13 protein-coding genes are annotated in these 16,688 nt (G+C 50.3%); 9 read left to right on the forward strand and 4 right to left on the reverse strand.

The annotated features are described in order from the left end of the window. Window positions 1-108 precede the first annotated feature (108 nt). Window positions 109-5,541 carry a diguanylate cyclase gene (locus tag VK70_RS12595; protein ID WP_025695085.1) on the reverse strand — a complete coding sequence of 1,811 codons (5,433 nt, stop codon included), beginning with the start codon at window positions 5,539-5,541 and terminating at the stop codon, window positions 109-111. A gap of 28 nt (window positions 5,542-5,569) precedes the next feature. Continuing rightward, window positions 5,570-6,643: a hypothetical protein gene (locus VK70_RS12600; RefSeq protein ID WP_025695086.1), complete on the reverse strand. Its 1,074-nt coding sequence runs from the start codon at window positions 6,641-6,643 to the stop codon at window positions 5,570-5,572. 280 nt (window positions 6,644-6,923) lie between these two features. Between VK70_RS12600 and VK70_RS12605 the strand changes: the two genes are divergently transcribed. Together VK70_RS12605 and VK70_RS12610 are read left to right on the forward strand one after the other, a co-directional pair. Then, the gene (locus VK70_RS12605; RefSeq protein ID WP_025695087.1) at window positions 6,924-7,364 is read left to right on the forward strand and encodes an Lrp/AsnC family transcriptional regulator; all 441 of its coding nucleotides are present in this window, start codon (window positions 6,924-6,926) and stop codon (window positions 7,362-7,364) included. 13 nt (window positions 7,365-7,377) lie between these two features. Beyond that, window positions 7,378-8,010, forward strand: a complete 633-nt coding sequence (locus VK70_RS12610) for a LysE family translocator (RefSeq protein WP_025695088.1) — start codon at window positions 7,378-7,380, stop codon at window positions 8,008-8,010. Here the strand turns inward: VK70_RS12610 and VK70_RS12615 are convergent. Continuing rightward, window positions 7,985-8,311: a YnfA family protein gene (locus VK70_RS12615; protein ID WP_025695089.1), complete on the reverse strand. Its 327-nt coding sequence runs from the start codon at window positions 8,309-8,311 to the stop codon at window positions 7,985-7,987. The two genes, VK70_RS12610 and VK70_RS12615, sit on opposite strands and share 26 nt — an antisense overlap. Window positions 8,312-8,603: 292 nt before the next feature. On the opposite strand from VK70_RS12615, the gene VK70_RS12620 reads away from it, so the two are divergent. Further along, window positions 8,604-8,873: an ACT domain-containing protein gene (locus VK70_RS12620; protein ID WP_025695090.1), complete on the forward strand. Its 270-nt coding sequence runs from the start codon at window positions 8,604-8,606 to the stop codon at window positions 8,871-8,873. A gap of 58 nt (window positions 8,874-8,931) precedes the next feature. Next, window positions 8,932-10,290, forward strand: a complete 1,359-nt coding sequence (locus VK70_RS12625) for a PFL family protein (RefSeq protein WP_046723341.1) — start codon at window positions 8,932-8,934, stop codon at window positions 10,288-10,290. Window positions 10,291-10,557: 267 nt separating this feature from the next. Here VK70_RS12625 and VK70_RS12630 read toward each other — a convergent pair whose 3' ends face one another. Then, window positions 10,558-11,217 carry a NifB/NifX family molybdenum-iron cluster-binding protein gene (locus VK70_RS12630; protein WP_025694559.1) on the reverse strand — a complete coding sequence of 220 codons (660 nt, stop codon included), beginning with the start codon at window positions 11,215-11,217 and terminating at the stop codon, window positions 10,558-10,560. A gap of 477 nt (window positions 11,218-11,694) precedes the next feature. On the opposite strand from VK70_RS12630, the gene VK70_RS12635 reads away from it, so the two are divergent. The 5 genes from VK70_RS12635 (at window position 11,695) to VK70_RS12655 (ending at window position 16,658) form a co-directional block, all read left to right on the forward strand. Further along, complete coding sequence (locus VK70_RS12635; RefSeq protein ID WP_052756004.1) at window positions 11,695-12,774, forward strand: ABC transporter permease; 1,080 nt, start codon at window positions 11,695-11,697, stop codon at window positions 12,772-12,774. A gap of 39 nt (window positions 12,775-12,813) precedes the next feature. Continuing rightward, window positions 12,814-13,572: an ABC transporter permease gene (locus VK70_RS12640; RefSeq protein WP_025694180.1), complete on the forward strand. Its 759-nt coding sequence runs from the start codon at window positions 12,814-12,816 to the stop codon at window positions 13,570-13,572. A 284-nt stretch (window positions 13,573-13,856) separates the two neighbouring features. Next, window positions 13,857-14,942 (forward strand): ABC transporter substrate-binding protein, encoded by a 1,086-nt coding sequence (locus tag VK70_RS12645; protein ID WP_025694181.1) that lies wholly within the window; start codon window positions 13,857-13,859, stop codon window positions 14,940-14,942. Between the two features lie 107 nt (window positions 14,943-15,049). Then, complete coding sequence (locus VK70_RS12650) at window positions 15,050-15,841, forward strand: ABC transporter permease (RefSeq protein WP_025694182.1); 792 nt, start codon at window positions 15,050-15,052, stop codon at window positions 15,839-15,841. A 40-nt stretch (window positions 15,842-15,881) separates the two neighbouring features. Then, window positions 15,882-16,658, forward strand: a complete 777-nt coding sequence (locus VK70_RS12655; RefSeq protein WP_025694183.1) for an ABC transporter permease — start codon at window positions 15,882-15,884, stop codon at window positions 16,656-16,658. Window positions 16,659-16,688 lie beyond the last annotated feature (30 nt).

Below are 16,688 nucleotides of genomic sequence, written 5' to 3' on the forward strand. Positions count from 1 at the left end.
CCTACACCAAAAGCGGCTGTCAATAGCGCCGCCCTTTCCGCCCGGGAACGACAAAGAAGCCAAAATCGGCGGCATAATGATGCGCCCCGGCTTCTTTCACTTTGTATCTCATCCGTGTTCTGCCTTATGCTCAAGCATGGTAACCCGGTTTCGGCCGTCGGCCTTGGACTGGTAAAGCGCGTCATCTGCCAGCTTGTAAATATCTTTCTCCGTCAGACCGTCTACCCTTACCGCCGCAACCCCCACCGACACGGTTAAGTAACCGAAGCCCGGGCTCATTTCATGCGGTATGTTTAATTCTTCAACGCTTCTCCTGATTTCTTCAGCATACTCGAAGGACTGCTCGGGAGTCAGTCCGGTAACGATAATCCCGAATTCCTCTCCTCCCAGCCGGAATACGAAATCACTGGCCTTGGCGGCCTGCTCTTTGATCGTTCCTCCAAGCCTGCGCAATACGTTATCGCCTTCATAGTGGCCGTACCTGTCGTTATACTTTTTGTAATAGTCAATATCAAGCATGATATAAGCCAGATACCCTTTTTCAACACCGGCTCTGCCCACTTCTCTATAAAAAATCGTATTGAAGTGCCGCCTATTATACAAGCCGGTCAATTCATCGGTAATGGATATCTTCTCGATCAACAGGATGTTCTTGTTCAATTCCTCGTTGTTCTGCTTCAGCTCTTTGGTTCTCTCGATTACCAGTTCTTCCAGATGCTCCTTATGCTTTCTCAGCTCTTCTTCCGCTTTTTTTCTCTCCGTAATATCCTTAACCGTTCCTTGAACCGCCGGCTTGTTCAAATAGTTAATGAAGATGGCTTTAAGAATCACATCAATCTCTTGTTTACCGTCCTTATGTACCAGTCTGCTTTCATACTCGCCCGGAGTATCTATCCCGTTAATTCTTTTCCCGTGCAAAGCCAATACCTCTTCCCTCTGCGCCGGAGCAATAAATTTATCAAAAGGCTGCTCAATCATCTCATCCATTTCATAACCAATCATTTGCGCCAAAGCCGTGTTAACAAATTTGCACTGCATGTCCTGAATAATGAATATTCCGTCCAGCATGTTGTTGACAAGCTCGCGGTACTTCTCCTCCGAGCGCTCCAGATCCGAATAAAGGCTGGCGTTCTCCAGCGAGAACACCATTTCTCTCGACAGCAGATTGATAATTCTCATTCGTTCTTTCGTGAACACGCCTGTTACCAGATTGTTCTCCAGATAAATGATGGCAATCGTCTTGTTATGATTGATCAGCGGCATGCACACGAGAGATTTAGGCTGGTGCTTAATAATATAGGGATCATTCATAAGCCCGGCTTCGGAAAAAGCATCCTGATAAATCAGCGTCTCCTTGCTTTCCTCCACATCATGGATAATGGAATATGGCAGATTGTAATCCTCTGAATGGTAATGCACCACAACGGTTATTTTGTCGTCTTCGGGCCTGTATTCTCCTTCTACCAGCAGATTCGCATTGGATCTCAATAGGATACAGCCTCTCTGGGCTCCTGCATTTTTAATGACAATTTCCATCAGCGCTTCCAGCAGATTATTCAGTTCGATTTCCTTGGAAATCGCCTGGGATGCAAGAAGAATGGAATTGAGGTCGATGCTCTCTGTGGAATCCGTGACCGATCTTCCCGCCAAGTATTCCCTTTTATATTTCACAATATCCTGATATTGCTCATTTATATGCTTGACCTTGGCTTTGGCTCCCCATACGGAATAGTAATATAAAGATTGTCTGAATAGATACGAGGCAAACTCTGTGAAATGTCTGCTGTTATAGAATTTGGCGGCCAGCTCATAGACAAGCGCTTTATATCTGACAACATTCCCTTTTTCACAGGCTGCTATGGCTAGATCGTAATATTTACCGGCCAGTTCGTTCTTGCCCGAGATTCTTGCCCATTCGGCCTTCATCAATCTCTCATGCAGCAGAAAATTCTCCGGACAATGGGCCGCCCACTTCTTCACCCTGCCGTACTCTTTGCGCATTCTTGCTCTTGCCTTTACCTTTCCGTAAGCGTTTAAGTCTTTATAGCAATAGGCCAGATTCAGGAATGTATACAAGGAGAACTCTTCCATGAAAGCGGAGCCGGCAAGGGTGCCAATAATACCGTACGCCTTGTCAATGTATGTAAGTGAGTCGCCATAGCTCTCAAAGGTGAACAGCAGCTTCATCTTGTAGATATAGTAGATAGCGATTCCGGAATAATACTTGGCTTCTTCAAGCTGCCGCACATAAGCCTCTTCGCTGAAGGTCTCGCTGTCTAACGAAAGAGGATTACTCCCTTCTCCCGCAAGATTAAGAAATTGCTGTCTCGCCAGCTTCGCCGTCGCCAGCGCTTCCTTATATTTCGTGTTCTCAATCATCGCGATATATCTTTTGCTTTCGTGAAGATTGGTGGCGATGTCCATCGTCGGGTTCCAAAGATTCACATAGAAGCATGCATGGGCTAGATACAGCAAATCCCCTGTTTTCAGGCTCGATTCAATCGATTTGCTGAACCAGTCATGCAGCGTATCCCAAGGCTCATTCCATGCGTGGCAAAAAAGCGTGTATAATACATGCGACGCGCCTCTCCACTTCAGATCATTGAACTTGTCATTGATTCTTATGCCCAGTCTGCCGAAATCGAAAGCCCCTTTGAGATCACCAAATCCGGACAGCAATATGGAATACCCGATAAACGCAATGGCCGATTCGGGACAATTTCCATATTTCAAGGTCAGCTCTGCTTTTTTCAGTACAATTAAGGCGAACAAATTGGCCTCTCCCGAGATAAACGCCGGGGGGAAGATATTGATCAATAGTCTCATGATGAGCTTAATCTTGTCATCCTTCATTTCGGGCTTGCCGAAAATCTCTTCGATCGTTAAGCCTCTGAGGCTTGCTTTGAGCTTTAGAAATTCCTTCAGCACCGACGCCAATCCGGGCTTGTCCGGTATTTTGATCCCTAATGCTCTGAGACCGCGCTTCCCGGATGCTATGGATTCCTTCATCATCCCGAGATAAGTGTAATGATTCGCCTGCATTTCATAGACCTGGGCAATGGCAAAGCTGTCGTTCGTCTGTTTCAGAAGAAATGCGCATGCCTTGTCAGCTTCTTCGGTACGATGGGTCAGATAACCGCATTCGGCATATAATCTATAAATTTCCGAGGTCTGCCGCTCATCGTTCTTCCAAGGGCTCTGCTGCAAAAGGGTAAAGGCTGCTTCGAGGAACGAAAATGCGGCGTCATAGCCAAAGGCCGCCTTCGCTTTTTTTGCGGCTTTCCGATTGAGCTGAATAACTTGATTGATTTCATCCTCTTCGCTGATAAATTCAATCCCTCTATTGATATGCGTTACAATATCTACGAGTGTTTCTTCCATTTCTCCTGAAGTAAGCTGCTGGAGCAGCAATCTTCCTATTTTCAGATGCAGCTTCTTGCTTGTTTCAACATCGATCATTTGGTAAAAAGACTGCTGAAGCCGGTCATGCTGAAATCTGAAATAGATGTCAATATCCCGGGCGGCGTCCCCCTTCTCCTCAAGGAGACTGGGCAGCATGGAATAATTCGTATCGGCCGGAATGATGATATCCTCATCCACGGCTGTGATCAGAGCCTTGACAATAACCTGCGCCTCGTCATCTGAGATCAGGGACAGCATTTTATAATCGAACTGATTCCCTATGGATGCGCATAGTCTCAGAACTCTCTGATCTTCCTCCGGCAGGACCTGCAGCTTCTTCATTAAGAACTCGACGACATTGTCGTTAATATTCAAATCGGAGATTTGGGCAAGCACCCACTTCCATACGCCTTCCACATCATCAAAAAAAATGAAGCCGTTCTTATACAGCTCATTTAAAACTTCGTTTAAAAAAAAGGAGTTTCCTTTTGTTCTCAAATAAATAATTTCCGCAAGTTCCTTTACCCTGCCAGGTTCGGTATTAAGCGTATCGGCAATAAAGCTCTCCACATCGCTTTGCGACAAGGAGCCTAAGGCGATTTTCCCCACTTCCCTGCTTTTTTCAATTTCAGCGATAGACGCAAACAGGGGATGGTTCTCCGGCGCCGCATGCGATCGGTACGAGCACACGATGAACAGTTTCCGCAAATGATTACTGAGCACCAGCTTCTCCATAAGCTGCAGGTTCGACAAATCCGCCCATTGAACATCATCCAGAAATAAGACCAAAGGTCTGTCATTATTGGTAATCCCCACGATAAAGTTAATGAAGGTCTGAAAGAACCGGTTGATTTCCTCGGCAGGATTCAAAGGCTCAATTTCCGGCTGAACGCCGATCAGCTTCTCAAGTCCCGGTATGATATTCGTGATCAGAATTCCATTGCCGCCTAGAGCAGTTCCAAGAGACTTCTTCAGGTTCTTCTTATATTCTTCATCAGGGCTGTCAAGCAGTTGATTGATCAATTTCCCAAAAGCCTGGATCATCGCACTGTATGGGATATTTTGGTTGTACTGATCGAACTTTCCTGACACAAACCATCCTTTTTCCTGGCTAATATATTGGTGAAGCTCATTTACCAGAGCGGTCTTGCCTACGCCTGCATCCCCAGTGATCAGCATGATTTGCGGGCTGCCTTTCAGGCTTGTTCTAAAAGCTTCTACCAGGCGACCCAGTTCCTCTTCCCTGCCGTAGATTTTCTGCGAAATCCGGAAGATGTTCCGTTTATCTTCTTGTGCCAGCTCAAAATCACCGGAACCTGCCAGACATTTCTGCAAATCGGCTTTAATGCCATAGGCGCTTCTGTACCTATCTTCCGGCGATTTCTCCAACAGCTTCATGATGACGGCGGATAGCGCCCGGGATACCCTGCCCCCGGTTAGCTGATAGGGCGAGACCGCTTCTTTCGCAATAATGGAGTAAATTTGATCCAATATGTCGGCTGACTCGAAGGGTCTAATGCCTGTAACCAGTTCATACAGCACAACGCCCAGTGAGTAGAAATCCGTCCGGTAATCAATGTTCCGGTTCATCCGGCCAGTCTGTTCCGGAGAGACATACAGCAGGCTTCCTTCCAGCACGCCGCTGTTTTGGAATTCCCGCTTTTCTTTCGGCAGCTTAACCGCCAGATCGAAATCGATGACCTGTACGACGTCTTTTTCCCGGTCCCATATAATATTGGAAGGTTTGATATCTTTGTGAATGACGTTGTGTTCATGGATGGCGCCAATGATGTCGACGATCTTGATAACTAGCCGCACAAGAGTGTCCTGATCCGGCTTGTCATCCTCCAAAATCTGTTTCAGCGAACGTCCCTGTATATCTTCCAGAACCATGATGAAAAAGCCGCTTTGCTCTTCCAGCTTAAGGGGTTTGATTACGCCTTCGACACATCCGCTCAATTCCCGGAGCATCTTGTATTCCTGCTTGAATCGCATGACCTCTTCATGCCCGGTAAATTCGGATTTCAGAACCTTTAAAATAACCGTACCCTGGGAGACAGTATCTCTGCATCTGTACACCGATTTTCTATCATTATCGGAGATCGTTTCTTGTATTAGATAATTCTCTATCACTGTCATGCCCAGTCCACCTTTTAAGCGTTATCCCCTACACTTCGAAATCGGCATCAAAGTCAAAAATATACGCTGCAATAAGCCATATTATCCAGCAGTTTACGCCAAAGAACAAATATCCGAAATACCCCAGGATGGGCATCTCCGAAAAAATATGTATTTTGTCAAGATAGGGAATGGAGTACTTCCAATAATTCGGATTGGTAGGCAAAGAATCATGAAACCATTCGCTTCCAAAATTCCAAAATTCCCAAAAGAAGCCATTAAACAGGGTAGCCAGGGCGATTAGGATGAGCGAAGACCAATTGCCATTTTTTATTGGAGTAAAAGGAGTCCAGTACCCTGTTAAAGCCATAGCCGCGGAAAGAAGAGGAACAAGTGCGACCCAAAGGACCCAGAACAGCACATAAGGATAGTACCCCATGCCAAAAGCCAACCCCAAGCCGAGAATATAGTATACGAGAAGAAATGTCCGGTTCACCGAAAATTTAGGGCCGCTCCGGTACCGGTTTCTGAACCCTTTGATCGTCTTCAGCAGCAAATACCATTCAAAAATGGCGGGCAGAACGGTAGTGTAAGATAAAGAAAACCAAAAGACGTTCCCGAAATTCGTAAAGACTTCATTGTTCGGATAATACCAGTTCTCGATGACAAAGAAATTTAGAAACTCAAAGGCAAACCAGCTGAAACAGGAGACGACGGCAAGCAGTTGCATGGTGTGCGGTTTCTTGGAGATGATGGAATTCCCGTTATTCCGCTTATACACGATGCCGTCCAGAATCAAAATAAAGGCCCACCATAACGGAACGAATGTATAGTATTCAAAGGAAATAAAGTAGTGAACGCGTCCCCACATGAACAACCAGCTTATTCCAAGCACAGGCAGGCTCCACCAGAACCATACGGGAAAAGGCGTCTTCTTATCGGGTCCGGGCCGACCATCCTCAGTCTTCTTGAAGCCGAATAGTCCAGGGAAGATCAGGAACAGAGCGATGAATATCGCTACCAATGAAGCCAAGGTAAAATACAGCAGATTGAAGCCCGGGTCCGCCTCAACTTTCTGAGCGGGAAAATCGCCATACCCTGGCGGAAGCCCCTTCCATTTCACCACACTTCCTATGTACGGCAAGATAAAAATCAAGCTGAAAGTAACTATAAGTATAAGCTTTTTTTGCCACTTTTTCACCAACATCACCTTTCTTATCGTACAGATGGCGAATACCTGTTGTCTTTATTAACGGCTTAACCGGGAGTGCTGTGAAGAGACTTAATAATTTTCATATAAGAATAAGAAATTCTTTATTTTTTATTGTTTTATGTAAAATCATTTACGATATTTAACGTCTCTCTTACAATCATCTTATATTAATGATGAGATGAGGATGACCATGGACGAGATCGACCGCAGTATTCTGGAAGCGCTGAAGGAGAACAGCCGGACGACCGTTTCCGATATCAGCAAAAGAGTGAAGCTCTCGATTCCCGCCGTTACGGAGAGAATCCGCAAAATGGACGAGTCCGGAATGATCGAAGAATACACCGTCAAGATCAACCGGGCCAAGGCAGGCTACAAGCTGCTGGCGTTCGTGCTGGTCGTCATCGACCGGACGGAGCAAATTCCCGCCTTCCGCGCATTTATATCAGACTGTGACGAGGTGCTGGAGTGCCACCATCTTGCAGGCGAATTTGACTACTTGCTGAAGGTGCTTGTGGAGGACACCGGAGAGCTGGAGAAATTTTTATCCGATAGGCTGAAGCGTGTGCCGGGAGTCATTAGAAGCAATACCATGATTTCCTTGTCTTCACTTAAAGAGAAGTGGAACAGATGAACGGGGGGAGCACATGATATTCAAGGGATTAAAATTGGGCCTTCTGCTTCAGCTTGCCGTGGGCCCGATTTGTTTGTTTATTTTTCAAGCCGCCTCGCTGCGCGGCTTCGCCGCCGCCGAAGCGGGAGTCGCCGGCGTAACGCTGGCTGACGCTCTGTTCATTCTCGCCGCGCTGCGGGGGGTTACCCTGCTTGTCGCCAAGCGGAAGCCCGGCAGCATTCTTTATATGCTCGGAGCGGGTACGCTTATGGTGTTCGGCCTTAATATGATCGCGGGAATATTCGGGTACAGCCTGCTCCCAGTCCTCCCAATTGCGGATGGCTCAGGCCAAGACGGCATGTTTGTCCGCGCTTTTCTGCTGACCGCATCCAATCCGCTGACCCTTCTCTTCTGGACCGGAATCTTTTCGGCAAAGATGGCTGAGCTAAAGCTGCGGAGCAGCGAGCTGACTTGGTACGGGCTGGGCTGCCTGCTGGCGACCGTTCTGTTTCTGACGGCGGTTGCGCTGCTGGGGCAACTGGCTCACCCTCTCGTTACGCCTGCGTTCGCTAAATGGCTGAACTTTCTGACCGGCATCCTGTTTCTCTTCTTCGCTCTCCGGCTCATCGTCAAATGGATCTTCAGGTCCGAGGCGCCCACAGCATGATGCTGACACCGGCCATACAGACCGCTGCGCCGATCCAATCGTACAGGTCGGGTGTCTTTTTGTCGACAAGCCATCCCCATAACACAGCCAGCACAATAAAGACACCGCCATAGGCCGCATACACGCGTCCAAAGCCGGGGAAGCGCTGGAAGGTTGGAATGATGCCGTACACGATAAGGATCAGCGCCCCGGCAATACCGAACCAGAGCGGCCTGGATTCCCGCAGCCACAGCCACACCAGGTAACCGCCGCCGATTTCCGCCAGTCCCGCCAAAATAAACAACAGTATAGATATTATCATTTGATCGCCCCTTCTTCCGGAGTTTGGAAATTCCGCAATTCAGTTTCCGCCGATTCCGGAACTCTTTCCTATTTTCTCTTTCTGAAATTTTGGTAATAGTATTCGAGTTATGTTCAGAAAATCCTCCATAATGTCACAATTGACGAGATATTGTCGGTTTTACTTCCCGGTTGCTGCAATCTGACATAAAACATTTGGTTGAAGCTTGCACCGCCTTTTGACATAATGAGTGAAATAAACAATTTACGCTCGTAATAGGGCGGATAGCTATGGAGACAAGGGGGAAGCAGCATTGAAAGGAATCATTACTGTACTCGGAAAAGACAAGGTGGGCATTATTGCCAAGGTATGCACGTATCTGGCGGAGAGAAATGTGAACATTCTGGATATTTCCCAGACGATAGTCCAAGATTACTTCAACATGATGATGATTGTCGATATTTCGCAAGCGGCGAAATCCACCGAGGTTCTGGTAGAAGAGCTGCAGCAGATCGGCGAGGAGATTGGCGTGGAAATCAAGCTGCAGCATGAGGATATTTTCAATATTATGCACCGTATTTAAGGCGCTATAGCCGATTCATACAGACTTTTTAATGATAAACGCAAGCGGGAGGGTTACCATGATTTCATTGGTGGAAGTACAAGAAACGAATAAAATGATCCGCGAAATGAACCTGGACGTGCGGACCATTACCATGGGCATCAGCCTGATGGATTGCGCGCATACGGATTTGAAAGTGTTTAACCAGAAGATCTATGACAAGATCACCAAATCCGCAGAGAAGCTGGTAAAGACCGGTGAAGATCTGGAAAAACAGTTCGGCGTTCCTATTGTCAATAAACGGATTTCGGTTACGCCTATCTCCATTGCGGCGGGCTCTCTGAATACGGACAGCTATGTTCCGGTTGCGGAAGCTTTGGACAAGGCGGCCAAGGAAGTTGGCGTCAACTTCATCGGCGGATTCTCCGCGCTTGTGCAGAAGGGCTGCACGACGGGCGACCGCAAGCTGATCGAGAGCATTCCCGAAGCGCTCGCCGTAACGGAAAGAGTATGCTCCTCCGTCAATGTCGGCTCGTCGCGCAGCGGCATCAACATGGACGCTGTCAAGCTGATGGGTGATATTATCCGTCAGACCGCAGAGCGTACGGCGGACCGCGACTCTATCGGCTGCGCGAAGCTGGTTGTATTCTGCAACGCCGTTGAGGACAACCCTTTCATGGCCGGCGCTTTCCACGGTGTAGGCGAACGGGAATGTGTCATTAACGTAGGCGTCAGCGGCCCCGGAGTTGTCAAACGGGCCTTGGAGGAAGTGAAAGGAAAGGATTTCGAGACGTTGTGCGAGACAATCAAGCGGACCGCTTTCAAGGTGACCCGTGTCGGTCAGCTCGTAGCCCAGGAAGCATCGAAGCGTCTCGGCGTGCCATTCGGCATTATCGACCTGTCGCTGGCGCCGACGCCGCTGATCGGGGATTCCATCGCGGAAATCTTCCAGGTAATGGGCCTTGAAGAGGCGGGAGCGCCCGGAACGACGGCGGCCCTCGCCATCCTCAACGACAATGTTAAGAAAGGCGGCGTCATGGCTTCCTCCTATGTTGGCGGACTTAGCGGCGCATTCATTCCCGTCAGCGAAGACCATGGCATGATTCAAGCCGTTCAGCGCGGAGCGCTGACGCTGGAGAAGCTTGAAGCGATGACCTGCGTCTGCTCGGTGGGACTTGATATGATCGCCATTCCGGGCGACACGTCCAAGGAGACAATCTCCGGCATCATCGCCGACGAAGCCGCGATCGGCATGGTCAACAACAAGACAACAGCCGTTCGTATCATCCCCGTGATTGGCAAGAGTGTCGGCGAAATGGTCGAATTCGGCGGTCTGCTCGGCTATGCTCCGATCATGCCTGTCAACTCCTTTAACTGCGCGGGCTTTATCGACCGGGGCGGCCGGATTCCCGCCCCGATCCACAGCTTCAAGAACTAAAGCCGGACCGCGAACCTGGCCCGGCTCAGGCGCTGCCGGCCGCTTGAGCGCCGCGCCGGAAGGCCACAAAGCCTCCGATCCATCGCTGATTGCTGCGATGGATCAGAGGCTTTTTTCGATTGGAGCGGGCTGACCTGGATGGCCCCCCTCCCTGATGCCAATTACCGGTTCCCGGCCTGACCGGAACGACATGACCAGCGATTGTTCGATGACTGGAACAGCCCGCTGCCGGTTAATCCACGAAGCCCGCTTTATATTCCTGGACCGTCACAGCTGCTGCGCAGCGGACGGGTAAACTCCAGGCGGGGAGCAGGAGATGGAGGTGAAGAAGCGGTGATATTTGGCGCACTGCTCCAGCAGCTTGCCGATCTCTCCCTTTCGCGCCAGCGTTGTCAGACCGGCGCGGGCCAGCCGCTCGGCCGGTCCGGGACCGATCGCGGCGCAGAGAACGATGGAGCAATCCTGCAGCAGCGCCACCGTCTCATCCAGAATCGCCTCCTTGTCAGATTCCCCGCATTCGGCCTTGCCGTTGCAATAAGCCTGAATCCGCCGAACCCCCAGCAGCTTCTGCTCTTGCCCGGACACCTCGTAGACAAGAAACTCGCGTGCATGTCCAAAATGTACATTCACCTGGCCCCCGCCGCGCGTCGCCACGGCGATGCGCATACTACCGCGCCCTACTTGCTCTTCCGCATTGGCTTCTCGCTGCTTGCGCTCCTCTGCCGTCCGGTCCAGCCGGATAAGCAGCTCCTCGCGTGCTGCCAGGTCGTATTCCCGGGCCTGCGTGTTCTCGGTCTTGACGCCAAGATCATCGCCAATCAGCCCTACCGAGTCGATATTGCATTTCGGCGCTACCGCCACATGCATGCGGGCAAAATAATGATGCGCCATCTCGTCGTAACAAGGATGCCGTGATTCGTTCGCCAACACGAAGACCACCTTTCAGTTAATTTGTCCAGCCTCGCCCGGATGACGATGCGGTAATTGCACCAAGCATTATTCTCTTAAAATAGACTTGAAACGAGCGGCAGTGCGTTCACCTCAAGCCTCCGGTAAAACCGGTTGGCTCTGGAATCCGCTAACCCGCTAAAGCGACAAAAGCCGGACAACTGCCGCTGCAGTCATCCGGCTTCCTTACATTCGGTCGGCCGTGTTCTTTATCCTATAATCCACATATGCTTAAGGTATTATAGAACGAGCCCCAGTTTCTGTCAACGGCGAAAGTAACAAATCCATGGAAAAGCAGCGGCGAGCGGCAGTGACTGATGAATGTTCTTGATTCCGTCAAATTCGGATTCTTATCCAGCCAGTAACTCTATTGACAAAAAATCGATGACAAATCTAAACTGTACAAAACTTATGAGAAAAATAGGATTTACTGAACGAACAGGGGGTTATACTTTCATGGCAACCAGGAGTATCCCGGTTTTGCTGCTCGTCTGCTTGCGTTTATCCGGCATCGCCCTGCTCTGTATTCTGTGGGAGGTTTTGCCGAGAAGCGGGCTGGTGAATCCGACTTTCTTCCCGCCGTTGTCCGCGGTGCTGCAGGAGATTGCGGCTCTTCTGCGGGACCAGCATCTCCTGGGCCATACGATAGCCACACTGTGGCGGGTGGTTGCAGGCATTGTGCTGGCAGCACTGGTAGCCGTGCCGGCAGGTGCGATTCTCGGGTACTGGCTACCCGGTCTGGCTGTAGGACTGAACCCGCTGTTCCGCATTCTGGCCCAGGTCAATCCCTTTTCGCTCATGACGGTATTTCTGCTGTTCTTCGGGATCGGGGAAAAGGCGAAGCTGATCATCGTCGCCTGGGTGGCGTTCTGGCCTCTGCTTCACCATGTCATTGGCGGTGTGCAAAATATAGATGCGGACCTGCTGAAAGCGGCGCGCAGTATGGGAACCTCTCCCTCACGACTATTCCTGCGGATCATATTGCCGGGGGCAGCTCCCTCTATTTTGCTGGGGGTCCGTACATCGATTATATTACTGTTGGCTATTCTGGTGGCCGGAGAAATGCTGGGAGGCTTGGCCGGTCTCGGCTGGCTGCTTCATTGGTCCAGCAATTATTACTCGTCTCCGTATGCCACGACGCCAATCTTTGCCGTTGGGCTATGTATTTCCCTGATTGGCGTCGCTCTGAGCGCCGTATTGCGCAAGCTGGAACGCGATCTGTTCTTCTGGAAGCCTCTTGAATCCGCATGGAGTGCAGCGCCCGCCCCCCGGACGCTGCGAAGCAGGCCAAACCGTATTTTTGCGGTTACCGTATTGTCCGCTATGCTGCTGCTTCTCGTGGCTGGCGGCGCGTCAACAAGCCGGCTGAGCAAAACTAACGGCAGCTTCTCGGGAGAGGGTGATGTGCCTCAGCCCTCCGCCAGCGGGCACAGCGGGCACATGTCTCATGAGCATTCGTCGCCTGCCGCCGGACATTCCGGTCATTCAGGCCATACTGCGCCATCCGCTTCACCGGTACAGTCCGGACATCCTTGACAGATCTGGCGATAATAAATTGTGTCGGGAGGAACGTAAGTGAATGTGTTAACCAAGCTTAGCAAGCGTTATACTGCCGTCATCGCCTTCCTCGTCCTGTGGGAAGCCAGTGTAAGGTTCGAATGGGTAGACCCCCAATTCATTCCTCCTCTCACTCAGGTGCTTCAGTTCATCGGCGAACAGGCGGTAACGGGAGCGCTGGCGCACCATTTGCTGATCAGCCTGGGGCGCGCCGCCGGAGGACTGGCCATCGCCCTGATTGCAGGTGTGCCGCTCGGAATAGCCCTGGCCGGCTGGCCCTACATGGTCCGTATAGCTATCGAACCGGTACTGGAGTGGCTCTCTCACATCAATCCGTTTGTTGTGTTTCACATCATCATCGTATTCATGGGAGCCGGAGAGCCCACGAAAGTCTCGATTATCACCTGGGCTTGCATTTGGCCGATTATGTTCAGCACATTGTCCGGGATGATCCATGCCGACGCAGACATTGTCAAAGCAGCGCGTTCATTTGGGCTAAACCGCCTTCGGCTAACGACGAAGGTCCTGCTTCCCTTGGCCTTCCCCTCCATCTTGACCGGGACACGTCTAGCTGCAGGCTATGCGCTGCTGTTTCTGATCGCGGCTGAAATGATGGGATCCACCTCCGGCCTGGGCTTCATGATTTATACGGCGCAAGCCAATTATCAGATTGTGCAGATGTTCGCCGGCGTTTTGATTATTGCGGTCCTGGCTATCGTGCTGGACGGAATCATGTCAGCGGCAGGCAAATGGCTGGGCCATCCCGCTATAAAATGACAATTCATATAAAGTGTTACAAATTTTCGAACTGGACGTTTTATGTAAATTCATGCGTTGACAATCATGAAAGTCATAGAATAAGCTTTAATCCATAAATCTCATATGATTTATCGGATTAAAGAGAGTTGACCAGTTAGCTGGAGACTAACGTTCTTCCCCTCGGGAAGTTCGCTTAGTCTCTTTTTTTATATTATACCAAGGCAGGTGATGAAGGGCTGAATAGTTGCATCTTTACATGTTAAAATTTAACTTAAATTAAAATTTTTAGGAGTGTGAGAAAAATGGCAGCTGGTAAAAAGAAATGGATTATTATATCCGTAGTCGCCGCTTTGGCGGTAGGAGGAATCGGCGTGGGCAGCTACTTGGGACAGACGAAGAAAGGAATCGGCATCCAAGGCGCCGCAGGGTTATCGACCTTAAAGAACACAGGGTTTGACCCGGCCAAATCCGGCAAAAAAGTGTACACCATCAAAACCGACACCAAGGTCAATTGCTCCTCCACACCATGGGTGATTGCCGAGAAAAAAGGCTTTTTCGCCGAGGAAGGGATCAATGTGGAATATACCGGCGAATTGACTCAAGCTCAAGTGCTTCCCTCCATCTTGAACGGAACGAATGATGTCTCCACCGCCCATGTTAACAATGTCGCCACTTATATCGCCGGCGGCGCCAAAATCAAGGGTGTTGCGATCGGCGGGGTCGAACCGACACCGGAGGTGGATGAAAAATACCATCACATGAAATTCTATGTCAGCCCCAAGCAGGGCGTTTCTTCCCTGGAAGAGCTAATCAAGAAGAAAAAAGGGGAGAAAATTACGATCAACGGCACCGTACCGAGCTGCACAACCTTCATCGCCACCAACGCATTCGACCATCTGGGCTTCAAACGTGATCAAATCAAATTTGTCACTTTCGAAAGCGACACGGCGGCCTTGCAGGCCAACCAGCAGGGCAATATTGACATCGTCGGCGTCCATCCACCCTTTTACAAGCTGGCAAAGGACTCCGGTCTGATCGAAATTTTCGACACGGCGGATACCGGACTCGGGGAAGCGGCAGGCACAACCTTCTACTACTTCACGGAACAATTTATCAAGGATAATCCCGAAGCAATCCAAGGCTTTGTCAAAGCGATGAAGAAAGCGCAGGCCTGGATCGTCAACCCGGCGCATGAGGAAGAAGCGATCAAGCTGACCGGCGACTATATCGGCCAACCGGTAAACGCCGTACACTACTACTACACTGGAAAAGGATTCCAGGACAAGCTGATCCAGCCTTGGATTGATGACCTTGTCGTATCCGGAGCCTTGAAGAAGAATCAGCTGCAGATCGACGACCTGATCACCACCCAGTTTGACCCTAGCTGAAATGCCATCAACGCAAAGGAATGAGGGAGAACCCGATTATGACTAAAAAACTGAGACAAAGACGGCTCTGCAGACGCAAGCCCTGAAGTAAGGAGGATGGAAACGCGATGAAATGGATCATTTCGGTTCATCGGAAATTGTTAAGCTTTTATCTTTTTTTCCTGGTGCTGATCGTTTGGGAGCTTGCGCCGAGGCTGGGACTCGTTAGCAACGTGTTTGTCCCGCCCTTCTCGCGGATCGTGGAGACCGGAATCGAACTGGGACTGACGAACATTTTTCTCTATGTTTCCATCAGCCTGAAAAGAGTGTTTGTCGGCTTTGTCCTGGCTACCGTTTTGGCCCTGCCGCTTGGCTTTATTCTGGCCGGAGCCATGCCGAAGCTGGCCGCATTCCTCCACCCTCTGACCAAATTTCTCTCCAGCATCCCGCCGTTTATTCTATTTCCGGTCTTCGTTATCATTATCGGAATCGGCGAGGGAGGCATCTATACGGTCATCTTCTGGTCGTCGTTCTGGCCGATATTGTTCACAACCATAGCCGGTATTCAGAATGTCGATCCGCTGCTGATCCGGTCGGCCAAATCCATGAATGCGGGCAAGCTGGTGATCTTCACAAAGGTGATCCTGCCCGGCGCTTCGCCGACATTGATCACCGGACTCCGTACCGGACTGACCATGAGCTTCTTCATGCTGATCGGTTCGGAGAGCATGGGCGCCGATTCCGGGATGGGCTGGATGATCCACAATGCCCAAAGCATGGGGTTTGTCGAGCGCATTTACCTTGGAGCCATTATGGTTGCAGGCGTCGGTCTGGCGCTCAATTATGTGCTTGAATACCTGGAGAGTGCAGTGCTGCATTGGCGGCAGGCTCCCGATTCAAGCAATAAAGCCGCAGCCTAGCCGGATCTTATCTTAAGCAAAGGAGGACGAGACGGGTTCCATGAATTCCACCGCAGTCAAGCTTAAAAAAATCGGCATCGGCAGCATCCCGATCCTGTTGTTCTTCATCTTCTGGGAGGGTGGCGCCCGAATCATTCCGAAGGGCGTCATCTCGCCTCCCAGCGATGCGATCGTCGCCATCATCCGCTCGGCATTCTCTGACGTGCTTCTGGAGCAGACGCTGATCAGCCTGTACCGAGTGCTGCTCGGGTTCTTGCTCTCGCTGATTATCGGTATTCCGCTCGGATTTTTGCTCGGTACCTTTTTTAGCTCGGCGGAAAAAGCGTTGCTGCCTTTCTTGCGCACCTGCGAGAAGCTGAACCCTTTCGCGATCATTCCGATTTTCATGATTTTCTTCGGAATCGGAACTTCGGAAAAGGTGGTCGTCATCTTCTGGTCGGCGCTCTGGCCCGTACTGTTTAATACGATGGCCGGAGCCAAGGATATCGATTACAACCTGCTGCGGGCGGCACGGTCCATGGGAGCTACGCGCAGAGAGCTGTTTGCCAAGGTCGTCCTGCCGTACACCGCACCCAATATTTTTATCGGTATTGAATTTGCCGCCCAGCTATCGTTCTTCATGATTATCGCATCTGAAGTAATCGGTGCCAGCACGGGACTCGGATGGTATTACATCAACTCTACCGCCCGCTATGATCTGCCGCTCATGTATGGTATCGTCCTATTCATCACCGTGCTGGGGATTATCATCAACCTGTTGTTCGCCAGACTGAAAAAGCGCTTTCTGGTATGGAAAGAAGCGTCACAGCTTCACTAAAGATCGGAGCTTTGTTTGATGAGGCCGCCG

It is taken from the genome of Paenibacillus durus ATCC 35681 (assembly GCF_000993825.1).
GTDB lineage: Bacteria > Bacillota > Bacilli > Paenibacillales > Paenibacillaceae > Paenibacillus_AQ > Paenibacillus_AQ durus_B.

Coding starts and splice junctions, on each gene's coding strand:
- VK70_RS12595 (WP_025695085.1), bottom strand. CDS start 5,541: ATGACAGTGATAGAGAATTATCTAATACAAGAAACGATCTCCGATAAT.
- VK70_RS12605 (WP_025695087.1), top strand. CDS start 6,924: ATGGACGAGATCGACCGCAGTATTCTGGAAGCGCTGAAGGAGAACAGC.
- VK70_RS12610 (WP_025695088.1), top strand. CDS start 7,378: ATGATATTCAAGGGATTAAAATTGGGCCTTCTGCTTCAGCTTGCCGTG.
- VK70_RS12615 (WP_025695089.1), bottom strand. CDS start 8,311: ATGATAATATCTATACTGTTGTTTATTTTGGCGGGACTGGCGGAAATC.
- VK70_RS12625 (WP_046723341.1), top strand. CDS start 8,932: ATGATTTCATTGGTGGAAGTACAAGAAACGAATAAAATGATCCGCGAA.
- VK70_RS12635 (WP_052756004.1), top strand. CDS start 11,695: ATGGCAACCAGGAGTATCCCGGTTTTGCTGCTCGTCTGCTTGCGTTTA.
- VK70_RS12645 (WP_025694181.1), top strand. CDS start 13,857: ATGGCAGCTGGTAAAAAGAAATGGATTATTATATCCGTAGTCGCCGCT.
- VK70_RS12650 (WP_025694182.1), top strand. CDS start 15,050: ATGAAATGGATCATTTCGGTTCATCGGAAATTGTTAAGCTTTTATCTT.
- VK70_RS12655 (WP_025694183.1), top strand. CDS start 15,882: ATGAATTCCACCGCAGTCAAGCTTAAAAAAATCGGCATCGGCAGCATC.